The organism is Clostridium bowmanii, from assembly GCF_018861315.1.
In the GTDB taxonomy this organism is placed as follows: domain Bacteria; phylum Bacillota; class Clostridia; order Clostridiales; family Clostridiaceae; genus Clostridium_AD; species Clostridium_AD bowmanii.
In genome coordinates this window covers 1-18,623 of record NZ_JAHLDL010000047.1, presented here as the reverse complement: position 1 = coordinate 18,623, position 18,623 = coordinate 1, and the positions used below count along the sequence as shown (strand labels likewise).

At 30.4% G+C, this 18,623-nt stretch carries 22 protein-coding genes; 10 read left to right on the top strand and 12 right to left on the bottom strand.

Annotated features, from left to right (window positions below):
• Positions 1–8 precede the first annotated feature (8 nt).
• The 8 genes from KPL51_RS20955 (at position 9) to KPL51_RS20920 (ending at position 7,797) form a co-directional block, all read left to right on the top strand.
• Positions 9–452, top strand: coding sequence for a DMT family transporter (locus KPL51_RS20955; RefSeq protein ID WP_216165990.1), 444 nt, complete (start codon positions 9–11; stop codon positions 450–452).
• Positions 453–603: 151 nt separating this feature from the next.
• Positions 604–1,806, top strand: coding sequence for a MerR family transcriptional regulator (locus KPL51_RS20950; RefSeq protein WP_216165988.1), 1,203 nt, complete (start codon positions 604–606; stop codon positions 1,804–1,806).
• 130 nt (positions 1,807–1,936) lie between these two features.
• A complete protein-coding gene (locus KPL51_RS20945; RefSeq protein ID WP_224854610.1) occupies positions 1,937–3,115 on the top strand; it encodes a DegT/DnrJ/EryC1/StrS family aminotransferase in 1,179 nt (392 codons plus the stop codon).
• A gap of 25 nt (positions 3,116–3,140) precedes the next feature.
• On the top strand, positions 3,141–4,262 hold the full coding sequence (locus KPL51_RS20940) for a DegT/DnrJ/EryC1/StrS family aminotransferase (protein WP_216165984.1): 1,122 nt from the start codon (positions 3,141–3,143) through the stop codon (positions 4,260–4,262).
• Between the two features lie 934 nt (positions 4,263–5,196).
• The gene (locus KPL51_RS20935; RefSeq protein ID WP_216165982.1) at positions 5,197–5,400 is read left to right on the top strand and encodes a hypothetical protein; all 204 of its coding nucleotides are present in this window, start codon (positions 5,197–5,199) and stop codon (positions 5,398–5,400) included.
• 59 nt (positions 5,401–5,459) lie between these two features.
• Positions 5,460–5,714: a TfoX/Sxy family protein gene (locus tag KPL51_RS20930; protein ID WP_216165980.1), complete on the top strand. Its 255-nt coding sequence runs from the start codon at positions 5,460–5,462 to the stop codon at positions 5,712–5,714.
• Between the two features lie 36 nt (positions 5,715–5,750).
• On the top strand, positions 5,751–6,239 hold the full coding sequence (locus KPL51_RS20925) for a GNAT family N-acetyltransferase (protein ID WP_216165978.1): 489 nt from the start codon (positions 5,751–5,753) through the stop codon (positions 6,237–6,239).
• A gap of 277 nt (positions 6,240–6,516) precedes the next feature.
• Positions 6,517–7,797 carry a methionine gamma-lyase family protein gene (locus KPL51_RS20920; protein ID WP_216165976.1) on the top strand — a complete coding sequence of 427 codons (1,281 nt, stop codon included), beginning with the start codon at positions 6,517–6,519 and terminating at the stop codon, positions 7,795–7,797.
• Positions 7,798–7,899: 102 nt separating this feature from the next.
• Here the strand turns inward: KPL51_RS20920 and lexA are convergent, their stop codons facing one another.
• Complete coding sequence (gene lexA, locus KPL51_RS20915; protein ID WP_216165974.1) at positions 7,900–8,508, bottom strand: transcriptional repressor LexA; 609 nt, start codon at positions 8,506–8,508, stop codon at positions 7,900–7,902.
• Positions 8,509–8,747: 239 nt separating this feature from the next.
• Here lexA and KPL51_RS20910 point away from each other — a divergent pair, with 239 nt between their 5' ends.
• Positions 8,748–9,281: a hypothetical protein gene (locus KPL51_RS20910; protein WP_216165972.1), complete on the top strand. Its 534-nt coding sequence runs from the start codon at positions 8,748–8,750 to the stop codon at positions 9,279–9,281.
• A 100-nt stretch (positions 9,282–9,381) separates the two neighbouring features.
• Here the strand turns inward: KPL51_RS20910 and KPL51_RS20905 are convergent, their stop codons facing one another.
• Positions 9,382–10,371, bottom strand: coding sequence for a tyrosine recombinase XerC (locus KPL51_RS20905; RefSeq protein WP_216165970.1), 990 nt, complete (start codon positions 10,369–10,371; stop codon positions 9,382–9,384).
• Between the two features lie 237 nt (positions 10,372–10,608).
• Positions 10,609–12,039 (bottom strand): adenylosuccinate lyase, encoded by a 1,431-nt coding sequence (gene purB / locus KPL51_RS20900; protein WP_216165968.1) that lies wholly within the window; start codon positions 12,037–12,039, stop codon positions 10,609–10,611.
• Positions 12,040–12,286: 247 nt separating this feature from the next.
• On the opposite strand from purB, the gene KPL51_RS20895 reads away from it, so the two are divergent.
• A complete protein-coding gene (locus tag KPL51_RS20895; RefSeq protein WP_216165966.1) occupies positions 12,287–12,493 on the top strand; it encodes a DUF378 domain-containing protein in 207 nt (68 codons plus the stop codon).
• Between the two features lie 99 nt (positions 12,494–12,592).
• Here the strand turns inward: KPL51_RS20895 and KPL51_RS20890 are convergent, their stop codons facing one another.
• From KPL51_RS20890 to KPL51_RS20855, 9 genes are all read right to left on the bottom strand, one after another.
• On the bottom strand, positions 12,593–12,925 hold the full coding sequence (locus tag KPL51_RS20890) for an MGMT family protein (RefSeq protein ID WP_216165963.1): 333 nt from the start codon (positions 12,923–12,925) through the stop codon (positions 12,593–12,595).
• Positions 12,926–13,063: 138 nt separating this feature from the next.
• The gene (locus KPL51_RS20885) at positions 13,064–13,705 is read right to left on the bottom strand and encodes a cyclase family protein (RefSeq protein WP_216165961.1); all 642 of its coding nucleotides are present in this window, start codon (positions 13,703–13,705) and stop codon (positions 13,064–13,066) included.
• A 49-nt stretch (positions 13,706–13,754) separates the two neighbouring features.
• Positions 13,755–14,564, bottom strand: a complete 810-nt coding sequence (locus KPL51_RS20880; RefSeq protein ID WP_216165958.1) for a YdcF family protein — start codon at positions 14,562–14,564, stop codon at positions 13,755–13,757.
• A 13-nt stretch (positions 14,565–14,577) separates the two neighbouring features.
• The gene (locus KPL51_RS20875; protein WP_216165956.1) at positions 14,578–15,171 is read right to left on the bottom strand and encodes a YdcF family protein; all 594 of its coding nucleotides are present in this window, start codon (positions 15,169–15,171) and stop codon (positions 14,578–14,580) included.
• 149 nt (positions 15,172–15,320) lie between these two features.
• Positions 15,321–15,440: a metallophosphoesterase family protein gene (locus KPL51_RS23755; RefSeq protein ID WP_224854606.1), complete on the bottom strand. Its 120-nt coding sequence runs from the start codon at positions 15,438–15,440 to the stop codon at positions 15,321–15,323.
• A gap of 113 nt (positions 15,441–15,553) precedes the next feature.
• Positions 15,554–16,081, bottom strand: coding sequence for a dCTP deaminase (dcd, locus tag KPL51_RS20865; protein WP_216165954.1), 528 nt, complete (start codon positions 16,079–16,081; stop codon positions 15,554–15,556).
• Between the two features lie 90 nt (positions 16,082–16,171).
• On the bottom strand, positions 16,172–17,314 hold the full coding sequence (locus tag KPL51_RS20860) for a sodium:solute symporter family protein (protein WP_224854607.1): 1,143 nt from the start codon (positions 17,312–17,314) through the stop codon (positions 16,172–16,174).
• Entirely contained in the window at positions 17,315–17,578 is a 264-nt protein-coding gene (locus KPL51_RS23750; protein ID WP_224854608.1) for a hypothetical protein, read from the bottom strand.
• A 28-nt stretch (positions 17,579–17,606) separates the two neighbouring features.
• Positions 17,607–18,359 carry an AAA family ATPase gene (locus KPL51_RS20855; RefSeq protein ID WP_216165952.1) on the bottom strand — a complete coding sequence of 251 codons (753 nt, stop codon included), beginning with the start codon at positions 18,357–18,359 and terminating at the stop codon, positions 17,607–17,609.
• Positions 18,360–18,623: the final 264 nt, after the last annotated feature.

Below are 18,623 nucleotides of genomic sequence, written 5' to 3'. Positions count from 1 at the left end.
GGGAAAACATGGTATATATAATTTTAGCAGTTTTATGTGGTTGTTTTACTATAATATCTATGATTATAAATTCGCATCTAGCTAAAAAAATAGGGGTGCTTAAGGGAACGCTCATAAACTATATTGTAGGACTTCTAAGTACCATAGTACTTATGCTTATAGTGAATAGTTCTCTAAAATTGTATTATAGTAGTTTTACTAAAATACCATGGTGGGCTCTTTTAGGTGGGATGATAGGGGTAGTGGTGGTTGCTAGTTCTAATATTGTACTTCCTAAAATTCCTACTATATATACTACTTTGCTTATATTCATAGGTCAACTTTTTACAGGTATACTTATTGATTATTTCAGAGTTGGTTTTGTTTCAAAAGGGAAAATTATTGGTGGATTTATAATTCTCATTGGATTATTGTATAATTCAAATGTTGAAAAGAAAGAATTGATTTTATAATAAAAATTGACCACAACTATCTAGTAGCTGTGGTCAATTTTTTTATTTTTTAAAAAACTATTGCACATGACGTAACGTAATGTGTTAATATACCTATATAGAGATAAATTTACATGTATTTACGGTGTAAGTTCCATAAGGAGTGGTCACGTTGAACAATAATGAATCACATTTTTTCACCATTGGTGAATTTGCAGAAAAAGCAGGTGTTACATTAAGAACTCTTAGGTATTATGATAAAATAAATTTAATGAAGCCTAGTTCCTATAATGAGGCAAGACACAGATTGTATAGTAATCAAGACTTTGCGAGGCTTCAACAAATATTAACCTTGAAATTTATTGGTTTTTCTCTCTATGAAATTAAGAAAATAACCGAAAATGATGTCACTGATGAAAATTTTGTAAAATCCTTAGAAATACAAAAGAAGATCATGAAACAAAGAGCAGAACATACTTTCATGGTAATCAAAGCTATTGATGAAGCCATGGACATGGAGAACAAAGAGAATATAAGCTGGGATAAGTTTACCAACATTATAAATGTAATTAATTCTGACAAACGGCTACTTGAGCAGTATGAAAATGCTTCAAATTTAAGGGCAAGGATAAATATTCATGAGATGTACAGTGTAAATAAATATGGATGGATGAGATGGTATTTTGATGAATTAAATCTACCTAAACATTGTAAAATTCTTGAACTAGGATGTGGAGATGCTAATTTATGGAAAAAGAATATAGATAGAATTTCTGTAGACTTAGATATTACTTTAAGTGATGTTTCTAAAGGAATGCTAAGTGATGCTAAGATAAACTTAGGAAAAAAAGCAGATGATTTTATGTTCCAAATCATAGATGTGCAAGATATACCTTATGAGGATTGTAGCTTTGACGTAGTAATAGCTAATCATATGCTTTATCATGTAGAAGATATTGATGGAGCACTGTCAGAAATATTTAGGGTATTAAAGCCTGGTGGATATTTTTATTCTTCCACTGTTGGACAAAATCATATGATTGAAATTAGAGACATTATGTCTAAGTTTAAATCAGAAACAATGGATATCAAGAGTTCTGATATTACTTCCAGGTTTAAGCTGGAAAATGGCCAGGAAAAGTTAAAAAAATGGTTTCATAATATAGAAATGAAAAGATATGAGGATAACTTGATTGTAACAGAAGTAGCACCAATTATTGATTATATGTTTTCTATGCCAGGGAATGTGCGCGAAAGTTTTAATAGCGAAAGACTCCATGAACTTAACAAATATCTAAAAGATAAAATTGCTACAGAAGGTGGAATTTATATAACTAAAGATACAGGATTTTTTAAAGCTCAAAAGACTTCATAAGTAAAACCATCATAAATGCTATATTTTTTTTAGCTTTTGTGGGTTAATTATAAGATTTAAGCAAAAAATAGATTATTAGCAATTTAAATTTAAAACAAAATTTAATTTGAAAGGTAGGATATATATGAAAATCAAGAATATTCCTTTTTCACCACCAGATATAACAGAGGCAGAGAAAAAACTTGTAATGGAGGTTTTAGATTCTGGTTGGATTACAACAGGACCTAAGACTGCAGAATTTGAAGATAAAATTGCTGAATATTGTGAAGTAAGCAATACAGTAGCACTGGCAAGTGCAAGTGCAGGTTTAGAACTTATATTAAAGGTTTTTAATATAGCAAAGGGCGATGAGGTTATTACAACACCTTATACGTATACAGCTACAGCAAATGTTATAGTTCATAGAGGAATTAGACCAACCTTTGTAGATGTTAAAGAAGGTAGTTTTTTAATAGATGAGCAAAAGTTAGGTATGGCAATTACACCTAAAACCAAAGCAATAATCACTGTTGATATTGCAGGGGTTCCTGTGGACTATGATGCTATAAAAGCAGTACTTAAGGAAAAAAATAGAGAGGATATTATATTTATATCAGACTCAGCCCACTCCTTTGGAGCAATATACAAAGGTGAAAAAGTTGGATCACAGGCTGATTTTAATGTTTTCTCCTTCCATGCAGTGAAAAATTTAATAACAGCAGAAGGTGGAGCAATTACCTTTAATGATAATAACTTTAAAGGCAAGGAAAATTTAGTGAAAGAATTTAAAATAACTTCTCTTCAAGGCCAGTCAAAGGATGCAATGGCTAAAATGAAAGCAGGAGCTTGGAAATATGATATTATGACAGCCGGAATGAAATGTAACATGACAGATATTAATGCTGCTATAGGTATTGCACAACTTCAAAGATATGAAGGAATGCTTATAAAGCGTAAAGCCATTTTTGAGGTGTATACTAAAGCTCTTGAGAGTAAAGGGTGGGCAATTATTCCTTTTACAAAAGATGAAAATAAAGAGACCTCATATCACCTGTATACATTAAGACTAAAAGGATTTATTGAGGCGCAAAGAGATGAACTAATACAAAAACTTGCAGATATAGGAATTGCTACGAATGTTCATTTTATACCATTACCAATGTTTACACTTTATAAAAATCTTGGTTATTCTATAGAAGATTATCCAAATGCTTATAATCAGTATGCGAATGAAATAACCCTTCCAGTATACTCAACACTTAAATTAGAAGATGCAGAGTATGTGGTAAGCGAAGTAATAAAATGCGTTGAAAAGATAATTTCTAAATAATAAATATTAAATCGGAGGTTATACAATGAAAGTTAAATTTTTTACACCAACAAGAGAATATCAAGAGAAAAAATTGGAATTTGACAAGGCTGTTCTAGGACTTATGGAAAGAGGAGTATCAATGCTTGGTAAAGAGGTAACTGACTTTGAAGAATCAGTTAAAGAATTTACTGGAGCTAAATATGCAATTGGTGTTGCATCAGGAACAGATGGCTTAGTAATGGCTTCTGACATATTGGGTTTTAAAGAGGGCACAGAAGTAATAACTTCACCTTTTACATTCCTCGCATCTTCATCTTGCATAGCAAAGAATGGAGCAAAGCCTGTATTTGTTGATATTGATGAAGAAACATTTAGTATAGATGCCACCAAAATAGAAGAAAAGATAACAAAAGATACTGTAGGAATTATTCCAATCCACTTATTTTCACAAATGGGTGATATGGATAAAATTATGGATATAGCTAGTAGACATAACTTAAGGGTTTTAGAAGACTCTGCAGAATCTTTCGGTATGAGATGGAAGGGTAATGGATCAGACTACAAACATGCAGGTACTATAGGAGATTTTGGAGTATTCTCATTCTTCCCTACGAAGACTCTAGGAGCATATGGCGATGCAGGTATGATAGTAACCAATGACGACAACTTGGCAAATCTTGCTAAGATATACAGAGTTCATGGAGCATCTAGAAAGTATCATTATGATTTTATAGGATATAATTCAAGACTTGATTCAATGCAAGCTGCTATATTACAAGTAAAAATAAAATATATAAATGATGCAATTGAAAATAGAGATCGTATTGCAAAATTATATAAAGATAGATTACAAGATTGTGAGTTCATTAAAATACCTGCAATTAAAGGAAATCAAAAACCAGTTTATTATGTATTTAACATATTAGCTGAAAGAAGAGATGAACTTTCAGAATACTTAAAGGCTAATGAAATAGGAACAAGCATTTATTATCCAATTCCACTTCATCTTCAAAAATGCTTTGAATATTTAGGATACAAAAAAGGCGATTTCCCAGTAGCTGAAAGAATAGCTGAGAACGTTATGGCACTTCCTATATATCCAGAAATAACTGAAGAAGAAGTAGAATTTGTTTGTGAAACTATTAAGAAATTCTATAAAAAATAAGAAATCCCCTTCGTGACTTGCAAACGAACTCTAAACAAGAAATTTAATTAAGAAATTCTAGACTTTTGTGAATATAAAATTCTCTAGCGCTTACATTCGCCGTCCTGGCTCAGGTTCGCTAGACTGCACCCCCTGTGCAGTCTTACGAGAATCTTATATCCACAAAAGAAGAATTTCTAAACTAAATTTAAATTGTTTTTTCGTTCTTATTGCAAGTCACTTCGGGTTATATCCATTATTTTAGTATTCATAGAAAAAATGCATAATTATAATTATTATTATTAAGAATTATTCTAGGGTGATTAAATATATTTTTAATTATGAAAGTAAAAATGTCAAATTCGTTTCATTGAAGTAGAATAACAAAAGAACATTATGTAATTAGTCTAACTAATTACATAATGTTCTTTTGTTTTGAAAGATATATAATTAAGGATATATAAACGCAATTTGATAATTATGTTGATACTGGAGCTTCATGTAGGTGTGATTTTAGATTATAAATGTACATTTTTATATAGGCTCTTACCTTATATATTTCTACTGCTGTAAGTAATGTTGGTGGCCCTAGAATTGATAAAATATTAATAACTTCTGTGCCTTGTTGTGCCGCATCTTTAGCATAGGCATAATTTGGGTTTAGTAATATACTGCTTATTATAAAACCTATTATGGATGGACATGTGTTATGTTTAATATTTTTTAACTTTGCTTCGAAAATAGTATTATTTATAGTATCTTCAAAGATTTTTCTGGGGTGACTTAAATTTATTGTTTTAAATATAATAAATACCCCCTAAAAATTATATATATTACTTATAGTATATGAAATTTAGGGGTAAGTGATATAGACATACTAAAATAGTTTTACAATGGAATTCCTAAACCGTATAATAGATTTAGAGATAATATAGAAGTTGAGAAGGAGATAATTATGGATATCGAAATAAAAGAAATGTTAATAGAAATGCAAAAGGATATTAAAAATATTAGTGTACGAGTTAAAAATATGGAGACGAATCAAGCGAATGTGTCAAATGCTCAACATAAGAATTGGCATATGTTAGCAGACAAGTTAGGACAATATGATTCTATATTATACAAGATATATGGAAAAAAGCCTTCTGAAAAAGAATAATAATACTAAAAGACCGCGAAGTAATTTGATGTTATAAATGTTAATGGGGGAATGATTTAATGGATGATTTATCCTTGTTGCCTAATATTGGAAAAATAGTTCAGAAACAACTAAATGAAGTTGGAATAGAAACGGTTAAACAATTAATTGAAATTGGAAGTAAGCAAGCTTGGTTAAGAATAAAAGGTATCGATAGCTCGGCTTGTATAAATAGGTTATATGCTTTAGAAGGTGCAATACAGGGAATTCGATGGCATAATCTTTCAAAAGAAGTTAAAAGAGAGTTAAAAGAGTTTTATAATATTTTTAAGTGATTGTAAAATTTGAAGTAGCAATGAAGGAAGTGCATAATGGAGATTAAAATTAGACAAGCATCTATAAAAGATTTAGATGCAGTAACCGAAGTTGAAATGGATTGTTTTCCCGAAGCCGAAGCCGCTACGAAAGTGTCATTAGAACTGCGTATTAAAACATTCCCAGAAAGCTTTTTTGTAGCAGAACTAAATGGCGAAATAATTGGCTTTGTTAATGGTTGCGTTATTAATGGAACTGTTATATATGATGACCTCTTTAAAGATTCTACACTACATATAAAAAAAGGGGATTACCAGACTATTTTTGGTCTAGATGTTATGCCAAATTATCGTAATCAGGGAATTGCAGCACAGTTAATGAATTACATGATAGAAGTATCAAGAATAGCAGGTCGTAAAGGGGTTATTCTAACTTGTAAAAAGGAACTTATTTATTATTATACAAAGTTTGGATATGTAGATAAAGGTATATCTAAATCAGTGCATGGGGGCTCAATATGGTATGATTTGATTTTAGAGTTTTAGACGTAGATTTGCAGCAAAACAATTGTTTATATGTTCATGATTTCAGTGGTATCCACGGTGAGAAAAACATTATGGAAATATTAGTTAAAATATAGGCTTATTAGAGGCTTATTACTTAGTGTCTATACAAAACTATTCTACATCAGTAGTTTATATGTTATTATTACTAAGGTAGTTTATATAACTACATAACTAATAGTACATTTTATTTGAGCTACTTTAAGTGTAATTTTAAATGCATATATAATAAATTAATGACAAAAGGGGACCTGGAATCATGATAGATATAACAAAAGAATACCTTCAAAAAAAGTATAAAATAAGCTCGAAAACCCTAGAACTCTATGAAATAGCAATACAAGATGTTCAAAAACAGTTTGAGATTCTTGATGAAATAAGAGAATTTAATCAACTTAAGGTTTTGACGGCATTTCAAGATGAAAGAATTAGCGAATCTCATTTTACAAATTCCTCTGGTTATGGTTATGGCGATATTGGACGTGATTCATTAGATAAAGTATATGCAAGAGTTTTTAATTGTGAGAGTGCACTAGTTAGACCACATTTTGTAAATGGAACACATGCCATTGGAGCAGCCTTATTTGGTAATTTACGACCTAATGATACTATGATGTCTGTATGTGGAACACCATACGATACACTGCTTAATATAATAGGTATAAATGTTACTAAAGATATAGGTTCATTAAAAGATTATGGTGTGAAATATAAGCAATTAGAATTAAATAAAATTTCTAAAGTTGATATTGACTTAATGAAAAAGAATCTTCTAGAAGATAAGTCTATAAAGTTAATTCATATTCAAAGATCTACTGGATATGGCTGGAGAAAAGCATTATTAATAAGTGAAATAGAAGAGATTATAAAGTCGGCAAAAGCTATAAATCCAGAGGTAATTTGCTTTGTAGATAATTGTTATGGTGAATTCATTGATGTTCAGGAGCCTACAGATGTAGGTGCAGATTTAGTTGCCGGTTCATTAATAAAAAATATTGGTGGCGGCATTGCACCTACAGGTGGATATATTGCAGGTAAAGAGAAGTATGTAGTGCAAGCGTCTTATAGATTAACAACTCCTGGTATAGGAGGGGAGTGTGGTTCTACTTTTGGAGTTATGCGTTCTTTATATCAAGGACTATTCTTAGCACCACATGTAGCTATGGAAGCATTGAAAGGCGCTATTTTTTGTTCGAGAATTATGGAACTTGCAGGATTTGAAGTTCTTCCTAAGTATACCGATAAAAGAAGTGATATAATTCAAGCTATTAAGTTTAATGATAAGGAAAAAGTGATTAATTTCTGTAGGGGCATACAAGTGGGATCTCCTATTGATTCGTTTGTTCAATGTGAACCTTGGGATATGCCAGGATATGCGGATCAGGTTATAATGGCAGCGGGTGCATTTATTCAGGGGTCATCTATAGAATTATCAGCAGATGCTCCTATTAGAGAGCCTTATATAGCATATTTACAGGGTGGATTAACCTTTGATCATGCTAAAATCGGAATATTAATAGCACTTTCAAGTGTTATCTAAGTTAAAAAGTTGTAGTTAAAATAGTGAAGTAAAAACAAAAGCCTGCAAATGATTTATATCATTGCAGGCTTTTGTTTTATAACAAACATTTAAAAGTATATTTTAATAATTCCTATAAATACCAACAAGTATACCTAATATTGAACAGTCCTCAACTATGATAGGGGACATAGTTGAATTTTCAGGTTGAAGTCTTATATAGCCTTCTTCCTTAAAAAATCTTTTTATAGTTGCTTCATTATCAATGAGTGCTACAACTATGTCGCCATTTGTAGCGGTATTAACTTTCTCTATTATAGCTAGGTCACCATCTAATATTCCTGCTTCAATCATGCTGCTACCAGACACTTTAAGCATAAATAGTTCATTATTGGTTTTAGTAAAATTTAATGGTATAGTAAAGGTGTCTTCAATATTTTCAACTGCTAAAATTGGTATTCCAGCTGTGATTTTTCCTATAATAGGGATATCTATTAGTTCTTTTCTTATGACATTATCCTTTAATAGTTCAATAGCACGAGGCTTAGTAGGGTCCCTACGAATAAATCCTTTTTTCTCTAATCTCTCTAAATGGCCATGAACAGTTGAGGTAGATTTCAATCCTACAGCCTCACATATTTCTCTTACTGAAGGTGGATATCCTTTTGATTGAACTTGATCTTTTATGTAGTTATATATTTCACTTTGTTTGTCTTTTTTTTGAGTTAACATGGAAACACCTCTCATTCGTATTAAAATTATACCATATAAATGCAAAAACATCAAACCTATGTTCGTATTTTCAAAAGAAATGTATAAGTGAATAAATGTAAATAATTGTGTTAAAATATAAAATAGTGGTTAGGTTAAAATTATTCACTAAAAAAATATCAAGGTTTGATTATTGAAAGCTTATTTGTTATAATAAACTATTATGATGGTATTTGAAAATAAATGGAGTGTGGTGTTATATGTCTAAAAATTGTATATTTAACGATAGAAAGATTTGTAATAATTGTGGAGAATGTGAAGTCTGCGAATTAGATTCTAATAAAAAATGTAATAATTGTGGGAAATGTCTAGAACTCGAAGGTTATGATGTTAAAGCTATAAATATTGATGAAGTCTTTGAGGATGAAGTAATTGAAGGTTTAGATAATGATTTTTATGATAAGAATGAAATTGATTTATCAGAAGTAAAAGAAGAACTAGAAGAAGATAGTGAAAATGAAATTCATGAATTACAAAATTCTAAAGAATTACAAGATTCTAAAGAACTAACAAAAGCTGAGGAATTAGCACAATTAGAAAAATATGATTTACTATTGGAAGAAGAAGAAGAACAATCTAAGCTAAATGAGGATGGTTTTATACCAGAAAATGATGAAGTTTGGGAATACATAGATGACATAAATGGAATAACAGAACTTCTTGAAAATGAAGAAGATAACGAAGAACTACTTCATGAAGAGTTTCCTGGACTTATAAGAGTAAAAAATATGTAATAAGTAAATGTTCTTAAACTCAAAAAAGTATATATTACGTATAAAGCATTGAAGCGAACTTTATGAATGCAATACGCGTAATATATACTTTTTTTCTTTTTTATTCATCAGAAAGTGGGTTCGACTTAACTGCATTTCTTAATTTATCATTATCTACGTGAGTGTATATCTGTGTAGTAGATATATTTTCATGGCCCAAAATTTCTTGCAAACTTCTAATATCAACATTGCCGTACTTATACATAAGAGTAGCTGAAGTATGCCTTAATTTATGGGGAGTATACTTAGCTTTATTAAGGCCTGCATTGCCTATATGCTTTTTTACAATCCTTTCTACAGTTCTTTTATTGATTCTTCCAAATTTGCCACTGATAAAAAGGGCATCTTTATCTTCAACATGAATTTTTTCTATGTCTACATTTCTAACAGGTAAATACTCATAAATTGCTCTAAGTGAAGCATTGTTTAAATATATGGTTCGTTCTTTATTTCCTTTTCCAATAATCGATAGTGTATCACTTTTAATAGACGAAATATTTATACTGCAGAGCTCGGAAAGTCTCATACCACAATTCAAAAATAGTGTAATAATACTATGATCTCTGATAGAATGCTTATCTCTAGATGTTGTAGCATCTAATAGGGACTTACTTTCATCTAAGGTTAAGAAAACGGGGCTTCGCTTGCCGAGTTTTGGTGACTCCAAATCTATTGTTGGGTCTACACTTAGTACTTTGGCTTTAGTGGTTAAATACTTAAAAAGGGACTTTATAGATGCTATTTTTCTAGCTTTAGCATAGTTTCCATTAGCCCTTGATTTTCCGAGATAAGAGACAAAGGCATATAAGTCCTGTAATGTAAGGGTTTTTAATGTATCTAGGTTTAGGTCATTAATGTTAATTTCCTCAATGTGCAAAGCTTTTTCTGATGGGACTAAGCCTTTATACATTTTCAAAAACTTTAGGAGCAATGATAAATCAGCAGTGTATGCAACAATAGTGGCAGGAGAACAGCCTTTAATAGTAGATAAATAATTAAAATAATCATTTAGAAACTGAGGGAGTTCACTGTTATAAATATCAGATTTCATACGTACCTCCAAAAAACTTAATAATGTCGTGAAACTTACATTTCACGACATTATTATTCTACAAGAGGGGATCAAAATCCTTCTTTTTTTGAAAAATACTTTTATTTTTTTTTCTTATTATAAATATTTATCTGTTTTTCTATGAAATACTCTTTACTAATAGAAGTATTTTTAAAATAAATAAGCTATCAGTTTTATCTACTGATAGCTTATTAGTCTAATTGTTAATATCAATTATTATACGTTTATAGCAGTTTCTACATCAAGTGCATCTTTGTTTGCATCTAATATTGGATTTACATATTCCTCTATGAATTCTACAACTTGACCTGGAGCCCTACCTGTAAATTTAATTGGGTCAATTACAGCTAGAATCTCTTCTTTTGACATCTTAAAACTATTATCATTTATAATTCTTTCTATAAGGTCATTGTTTAAGCCTTCTTCTTTAACTCTTCTTGCGGCAGCCATAGAATGAACCCTAATGCTTTCATGAAGCTCTTGTCTGTCCCCGCCCCTTTTAACTGCTTCCATAAGAATATTTTCTGTTGCCATAAATGGAAGCTCATTATTCACGTGAACCGCAATAACTTTTTCATAGACTACCATATTTCCCGATACATTTATATATAAATTTAGAACTCCATCAAGGGCTAGGAAAGCCTCAGCTACTGAAATCCTTTTATTAGCTGAATCATCTAATGTTCTCTCAAACCATTGTGTCGCGGCTGTTATAGCAGGATTTAATGAATTTACTATAATATATCTTGATAAAGCGCTAATTCTTTCAGAACGCATAGGATTTCTTTTGTATGCCATTGCAGAGGACCCAATTTGACTTTTTTCAAAAGGTTCTTCTACTTCTTTCATGCTTTGAAGTAATCTTAAATCATTACTGAATTTATATGCACTTTGAGCTATCTCTGAGAGTGTATTTAGTATTATAGAATCTAGTTTTCTAGAATAAGTTTGACCAGTAACTGGGTATGTATTTTCAAATCCCATTTCATTAGCTACATACTTATCTAAGTTTTTTACTTTTTCCTCATCATCATTAAATAAATTCATAAAACTTGCTTGAGTTCCTGTTGTTCCTTTAACTCCTCTCAATTTCATTTTATCTATTACAAAATCTAAGTTTTCTAGATCCATTACTAAGTCTTGAATCCAAAGGGTTGCTCTTTTACCTACAGTAGTTAATTGAGCCGGCTGTAAATGAGTAAAACCCAAAGTAGGAAGATCTTTATACTTTGATGCGAATTTTGAGGATTTACCTATTACATTTATTAATTTATTTTTAATTAATAATAGTGCTTTCTTCATTACTATTAAATCTGTGTTATCGCCTACGTAACAGCTTGTAGCTCCTAGATGAATAATCCCCTTAGCACTTGGGCATTGAACTCCATATGCATATACATGGCTCATTACATCGTGTCTTATTTCTTTTTCCTTTGCTTCCGCCACTTCATAATTAACATTATCTTCAAAGGATCTAAGTTCTTCAACTTGAGCCTCCGTAATATTAACTCCAAGTAACCTTTCACCTTCAGCTAATGCAACCCAAAGTTTTCTCCAAGTCTTAAATTTCATATCATCTGAAAATAAGTAACTCATCTCTTTTGATGCGTATCTACTGTTTAACGGTGTGTTATAAGTATCTCTCATATCTTTCTGCCTCCATAAGTACATATTAAAATATAAAACAAATTTCATTAATATTATAGCATACAATATCGTCATAAGTAATGAAAATGTTCGTATATTTCAATTGCGTGCTTCTAAATATTCTCTAATATATATAATTATCTATTTAATAGTATATACTCTCTAAAAAAAATATTATACAGTTCTAAAATTTTATATTTATAATATAATTTAAACAATAGAACAATTTTATAGTTTGGGGGGAATTATGTATAAACTTAATATTATAGACAAACTATCATTCATATTCGTATTGGTTGGTGCATTAAACTGGGGACTTTTAGGATTATTTAATTTCAATCTAGTTAGTGCTATATTTGGATCTGTTCCATTCCTTGCTAGAGCAATATATATCTTAGTAGGACTATCTGCTGCAAATATTATTGTTTTCATAGTTAGAAATAAAAAAAACTAGCTCCTGCTTTATAAAATATTATCTGTAATAACATAACATTTATATTGAAAATACTCCATAAATTATTATGGGGTATTTTTGAGTGTTTTATTCTAATGATTAAAATCCATATTCCATAAAGCTATTGTGCCCATGAGATTGAAATTCCTTTAGATTTATAGTGCCGCCATCATTGAATTTTACACCTTCATTTTCAAGTAATACCTTCTGTAAATTCCTAGACTCATAATCCACTATGCTAATCTCCCCTTTTGAATTTATAACTCTATGCCAAGGCAGGTTATATTTTTTACTTAAGGAATGAAGAACTCTAACTACCTGCCTAGCTCCTCTGGGGCTTCCAGCCAAGGTTGCAATTTGACCATATGTCATCACTTTACCTTCAGGTATTCCTTTTATAATCTCTACAACTCTTTTTGTAAAAGGTTCCATTTTAAGCCCCTTCCCATTCAAATGTATTTACCACATTTTGATTCTATTGTTTTAGTTGCTTCTTTATTTGATTATTCTTTAAATTTATACATGCCACTTCTTATTTTTTCTCTAAAAAATATTGTTGCAGAAATTTTGTTATATATTTTCTATGGAAATCGCCCTTACTGGTGAACCGTCAGCATTCTTATTTTTAAGTGGCAAAATACTTAAGATAAAATACTCATTAGTAATGGAATCTAAATTTGTTAGATTCTCAATAATTATGATGTTCTTTGACATTAATATTTTATGAACTTCAAATGTGGTTGAACCCATATCATCAATTGAAATTTCGTCAATACCAATACCCTTTAAATTAAATTGTAATAACCATTTTGCTGATTCTATGCTTAAGGAAAGGAAATCTTCATAATATTTTTTATTTCCCCAGTATTTACTCCATCCTGTTTTTATTATAATAAACTCAGCATTTTTTATCTTTTCCTCATAGGGTTTTAAACAATCAATATCTATTAATTTTACTCTTGTCTTTGAAAAGTCTAAAATTGTAGCATTCCCAATAAAGTGTTCTATATCTAAATCATCTAAATAAGGACCATTGCAAAGCATATGTGCAGGTGCATCTATATGTGTGCCGGTATGTGAATACATAGTGATTTTAGCCTCTTGAAAACCATCCTTTTCTAATGTATTTGATCTTTCAAAAATTGGTTGTTCAGTTCCTGGAAAAACAGGCATATCCGAACATATAATATGTGTTAAATCAGTGATTTTCATAATAAACCTCCATAATAATATATTTAAGTATCTGCTAATTAATAATCACTTACTTCCTATTTTTAATTTTATTATATTCTTTATAGAAATATAATAAATGTTGATAAGAATTTAAAACTCCTTTTGGAATATCTACGTGGGATATAAATCCTTTTCCCTTTGGACCATATCCATTAGCATCATCACTTAACCTTGGAATTTCACCCATTATAAGATCAATAAATCTATCTTTAGCCCATAATCCAGGTATATCGCTATTTAAATACCCATCACTTTTCTCAGATACTTTTAGTTGTGGTATAAATGGCGAATAACTTATGATTAATGTTTTTTCTTCATGCCACTGTTTTAAAAAAGATGCATGAGTTCTTAATTGCATAGTAGGATCTTGAATTAATATTATGGATTTTGGGACTTTATTTATTCCCTTTAATACATTTAATGATTCAAAAGCATTGGAACCACAATTCGTTGATTTATCTTCTATAAGGATTTTATCTTGCTTAATATTTTCTGCACTTACAATAATTTGTCTTAATATATCTGCTTCAGATTTATCATTTACATCAATATCTTTATATCTATTATCTTCTAGGACATTTTGAATTAAATATTTGGTTGAATGGCCTATTCCGCCTACTATCATTATATCTTTAGCTAAACCACTTTTATATGCTTTTGCACCTATTTCTGCTATATAGGGAATACTGTTTCCTAGAATTATTATCATATCAACTTGTGCAATTCCGAATTTATCAACTAATGAGCTGCTAGATAGCTCGCATATATCTCGTTTAGATAAAAATTGGACAACATTATTGATATCATTTACTATTGAAAATTCAAATAAATTGCTCAAAGATATCCCTCCATTACTGCTTTACCAATTTGATTAAATCTTTAAACTGACTACCACATCTCATCAGCTCACCCATTACTTTGTCAATACCATCATCACATTCAAACCAGTTTTCTTTGTTAATACCTTGTGTTTCTGTAGGGCATATAATAAATTCCGTTTCAGGGTAGCATAATTGGTAGTACATTAGGCAGCGCCTGGCATGAAATGATTTACAACATATAATAGCTGTTTTTATATTGAGATTATGTTCATCTGTAACTCTTTTTGAATTAATAGCATTTTCATATGTGAATTCAGCCTTGTCTTCCTTTAAAATAGCGGTTTCAATAACTCCGTTTTGCAGTAGCACTTCTTTTAAAAATTCCCATTCCGTATTATAATTTTCATTATATTTATTTGCTTTTGACAATGGACCAGGAAAATATCCTTGTTTTTTACTGTATCTTCCAGATGGAAGTATTATAGTTGAATACTCTTTATGCCAAAGAATAGCTGCCTTTTCTGCAATTTCAGCATAAGGACCTCCTGGAATAAAAATAATATCCACTTGCTTTGGCTGATTTTCAATAAAAATAAAGTTTGTAATATCATCTATAGTTCTCATATGAACACCTCACAAAGTAATTTGTTCTGATGCCACATTAAATTTTCGTTATCTTCGATTTCTGTCATATAATAATACCAATTGCCTTTAATTACCACTTCACAATTCTGTCTGATTTTATCTACTACTTCAGTGGAGCTAGGCCCTTTTCAAGCTAAATCTCCAAGGCAAAATATTGTATTAATATTTCTATTATTAATATCTATTAGTACAGCCTCTAATGCGGGCATATTTCCATGAATATCTGATATTATTGCAATTCTTTCCATGTTAAACTCCTTACTTGTATATTATTAATTCTATGAGACAATAATATTATTTTTGTCTGTAAATTTATATTTGATGGCTCTACATTCCATCTTTTGTGGTTTTCGTGTATAAACTATAATTTCTTCTCAAAATCTTTATACAATAAACTTGGTTGAATTCCATTATTATTCTGGTATTTACCACTGATATATCTGTCATAATCACCCTCTATTGAATGATAATATATTTGGCAAATTTCAACATCAGCATATATTCTTATGGGTTGAATACAATGAATTTCTAATGTCCAGTATCCACGAAATCCAACATCTCCAAATCCCGCTGTCACATGTACAAATAAGCCAAGTCTTCCTATTGAAGATCTTCCTTCAAGCATTGGAACAAATTTATCTGTTTCAGTATATTCTTTAGTTCTACCTAGGTAAAGTTTATTTGGTTCTAAAACTATACCTTCAGTGGGTATGACAATAGTTTTATATGGATTCTCTTTTTTCATATCTAAAGCTAAATCTTTATACACAACAAGTTCGTTATGCAATCTTAAGTTATAACTATTTGGATTTAGTTGATTTTCATCAAATGGATCTATTTTAATTTCCTGTCCTAACTTGCTTCTAATTTGTTTTCCTGATAATATCATAGGTTTGCCCTCCTCTTAAGTTTTAACTTACACTCGTTACTTACTTATATTTTACTTATGTAACCAGACCATATTTGCATTGTCCCCTTTTTAGCTTTTACTATGACCGGTATCATGAATTCCTTGTCTAAATCTAAATAACTCACTCATACCCAAAAGTACAAAAATACTAATTGTTAATCCTATATATATGGAATTCATTTTTTCAAAGCCTAATAAAATCCATATCAAACTGGCCAGTGGCCCGGCTATTATAGAATAAATACCCGCTTCCATTCTTATCTTGTCTTTAAAAAATATTGCGGCAACAACAGGAATGAAAATTGGTGTAGCTCTAAAAATCATAGAAAGGAACCCCCAATTAAGTATCATAGAATCTTTATTATTTATTACTATTATTAAAGTCATAATTCCAATAAAAATTATAGTTCCTCTTAAGATATAAAGTTGCTTTTTATCCCCTGCTTTTTTATTTATGCACTGAACATAAATATCTCTAACAAACATAGTTGCAATTCCTAAAGTTAGGCCCGCTCCTGTTGCTATAGATGAAATCAATACGGTGGCAATACATACTCCTCCAAAAACTGGGTTTAAATAGTTCATAAGAAACAATGGAAAAGCTTCACTTGGTGCAATACTCGGATAATGAATCCTCATATACATGCCAATCATTGTACATACAATTCCAATTGGAAAAACTAAAAATGCAACTAAAAAAGCACTTCTTCTAGAGGTTTTAGAATCTTTTCCTGCCATTATAGCTTGAAAATAAGTCTGTGTTGATAACACCCCCACTATTGTAGATATTCCGGAAGCTAAATCTGATGAAACTCCTCCACTAAATAAATTAAACCATGGTTCTTGTGGCAAAACAGATGTTATATCTCTAATCCCATTGAATTTGAATATTAGTAATAAGCCACATATAATACTTGTCCCATATAAAAGTATGGTTTTTACTGCACCCACCATTGTACTTCCCCAAAAGCCTCCAAAGACGACATATGCTACAAGTAGAGATACAACAATTACCGCAGTTTTAGTAATACTCATACCAAGCACTACAGTAAATAAGGCAGCACAAGCTATAATCTGACCATTAATATGAATAAACATTCCTAGGGATAATAAAATACTTGATGCTGTTCTTGCTTTTTTACCATATGCGTTTCCTATTATCTGCGGAATTGTTTCTGTACTTTTTTTATCTACTTGCTTTGAATAAAACAATCACAACATTATACTTGCAATAGAAAGCCCAACTATAAACCATACAGCTCCAATTCCACGATTATATGCCATTTGAGCAGTGCCTACAGTAGATGCACCACCTATTATTGAACCCATGAGCATACTTGTAACACCCATAATTCCAAGTTTATTTCCACCTGATATAAAATCTTTTGATGTTTTAACTTTTGACTTTGATAAATAACCAATTATTCCAGTTATAAGTAACGTAATAATGATACAAATTATAAGAATTCTGTACATCCCCTTTAGTTAACTTTTACTCAATAAATTATAGATCCATAATTATACTTAACATTCTTTCAGTATTGTTTATAAATTCCTTCATGACCTGATAATGTTCAGTATCTGTGTATCCCACTTTTTTAAATCCATCATTTAATTCGTATATTATTGCATCTGGATAAGACATTATAATTGGAGAATGAGTAGCAATTATAAATTGAGAATCTTCTTGAACTAAGTCATGTAATCTGGCGAGCATGGCCATTTGTCGTGATGGCGACAATGCTGCTTCAGGTTCATCTAAAATATACAAACCCTTTCCTCTAAATCGATTGGTAAATACAGATAAAAACGATTCCCCATGGGATTGTTCATGCAATGAACGTCCTCCGTATGAATCTATAATTCTTGGCTCTGGTCCAAACTTGTCTAATTCATCTATATTGCTTGCAACATTGTAAAAACTTTCTGCCCTAAGAAAAAAACCATCCTCTGGTCTTTTAATCCCTTTAACTAATCTTAAGTACTTATACAAATCTGAATGAGTACTCGTAGTTGAAAAGTTGAAATTCTTTGTTCCACCCTCAGGGTTAAATCCATAGGCTGTAGCAATAGCTTCAAGTATGGTTGATTTTCCAGTACCATTTTCACCTACAATAAAAGTCACTTTTGGATGTAGCTCCAATGTAAATAAGCTACGTACTGCCTCTAAAGAAAATGGGTATGTAGAAAATGAATCAATATTTTTTCTACATAGTTCAACAGTCCTTAAATACTGATTATATTTAAATGTTGTCATATTAAATTTCCTCCATTTAATAAAGAACCTTTAGTAAGGTTTATTAATAGTCAAGTGAATTAGTTACATCTGTATATAGTATACCACTTCCCCAATAGTCTTCATTCATTGCTAATTAGCTCCCCCAATAATAAATTTATATCTTTTTAATTATTAAGCCACCTATCTTGTTTTGATAGTGTAAACACTATCTTTGTTTTATTTATTTAAATCCTTGTATTTGCAAGGCTTCAAGCTACCTTTATAACAAAAAAACAATGACCC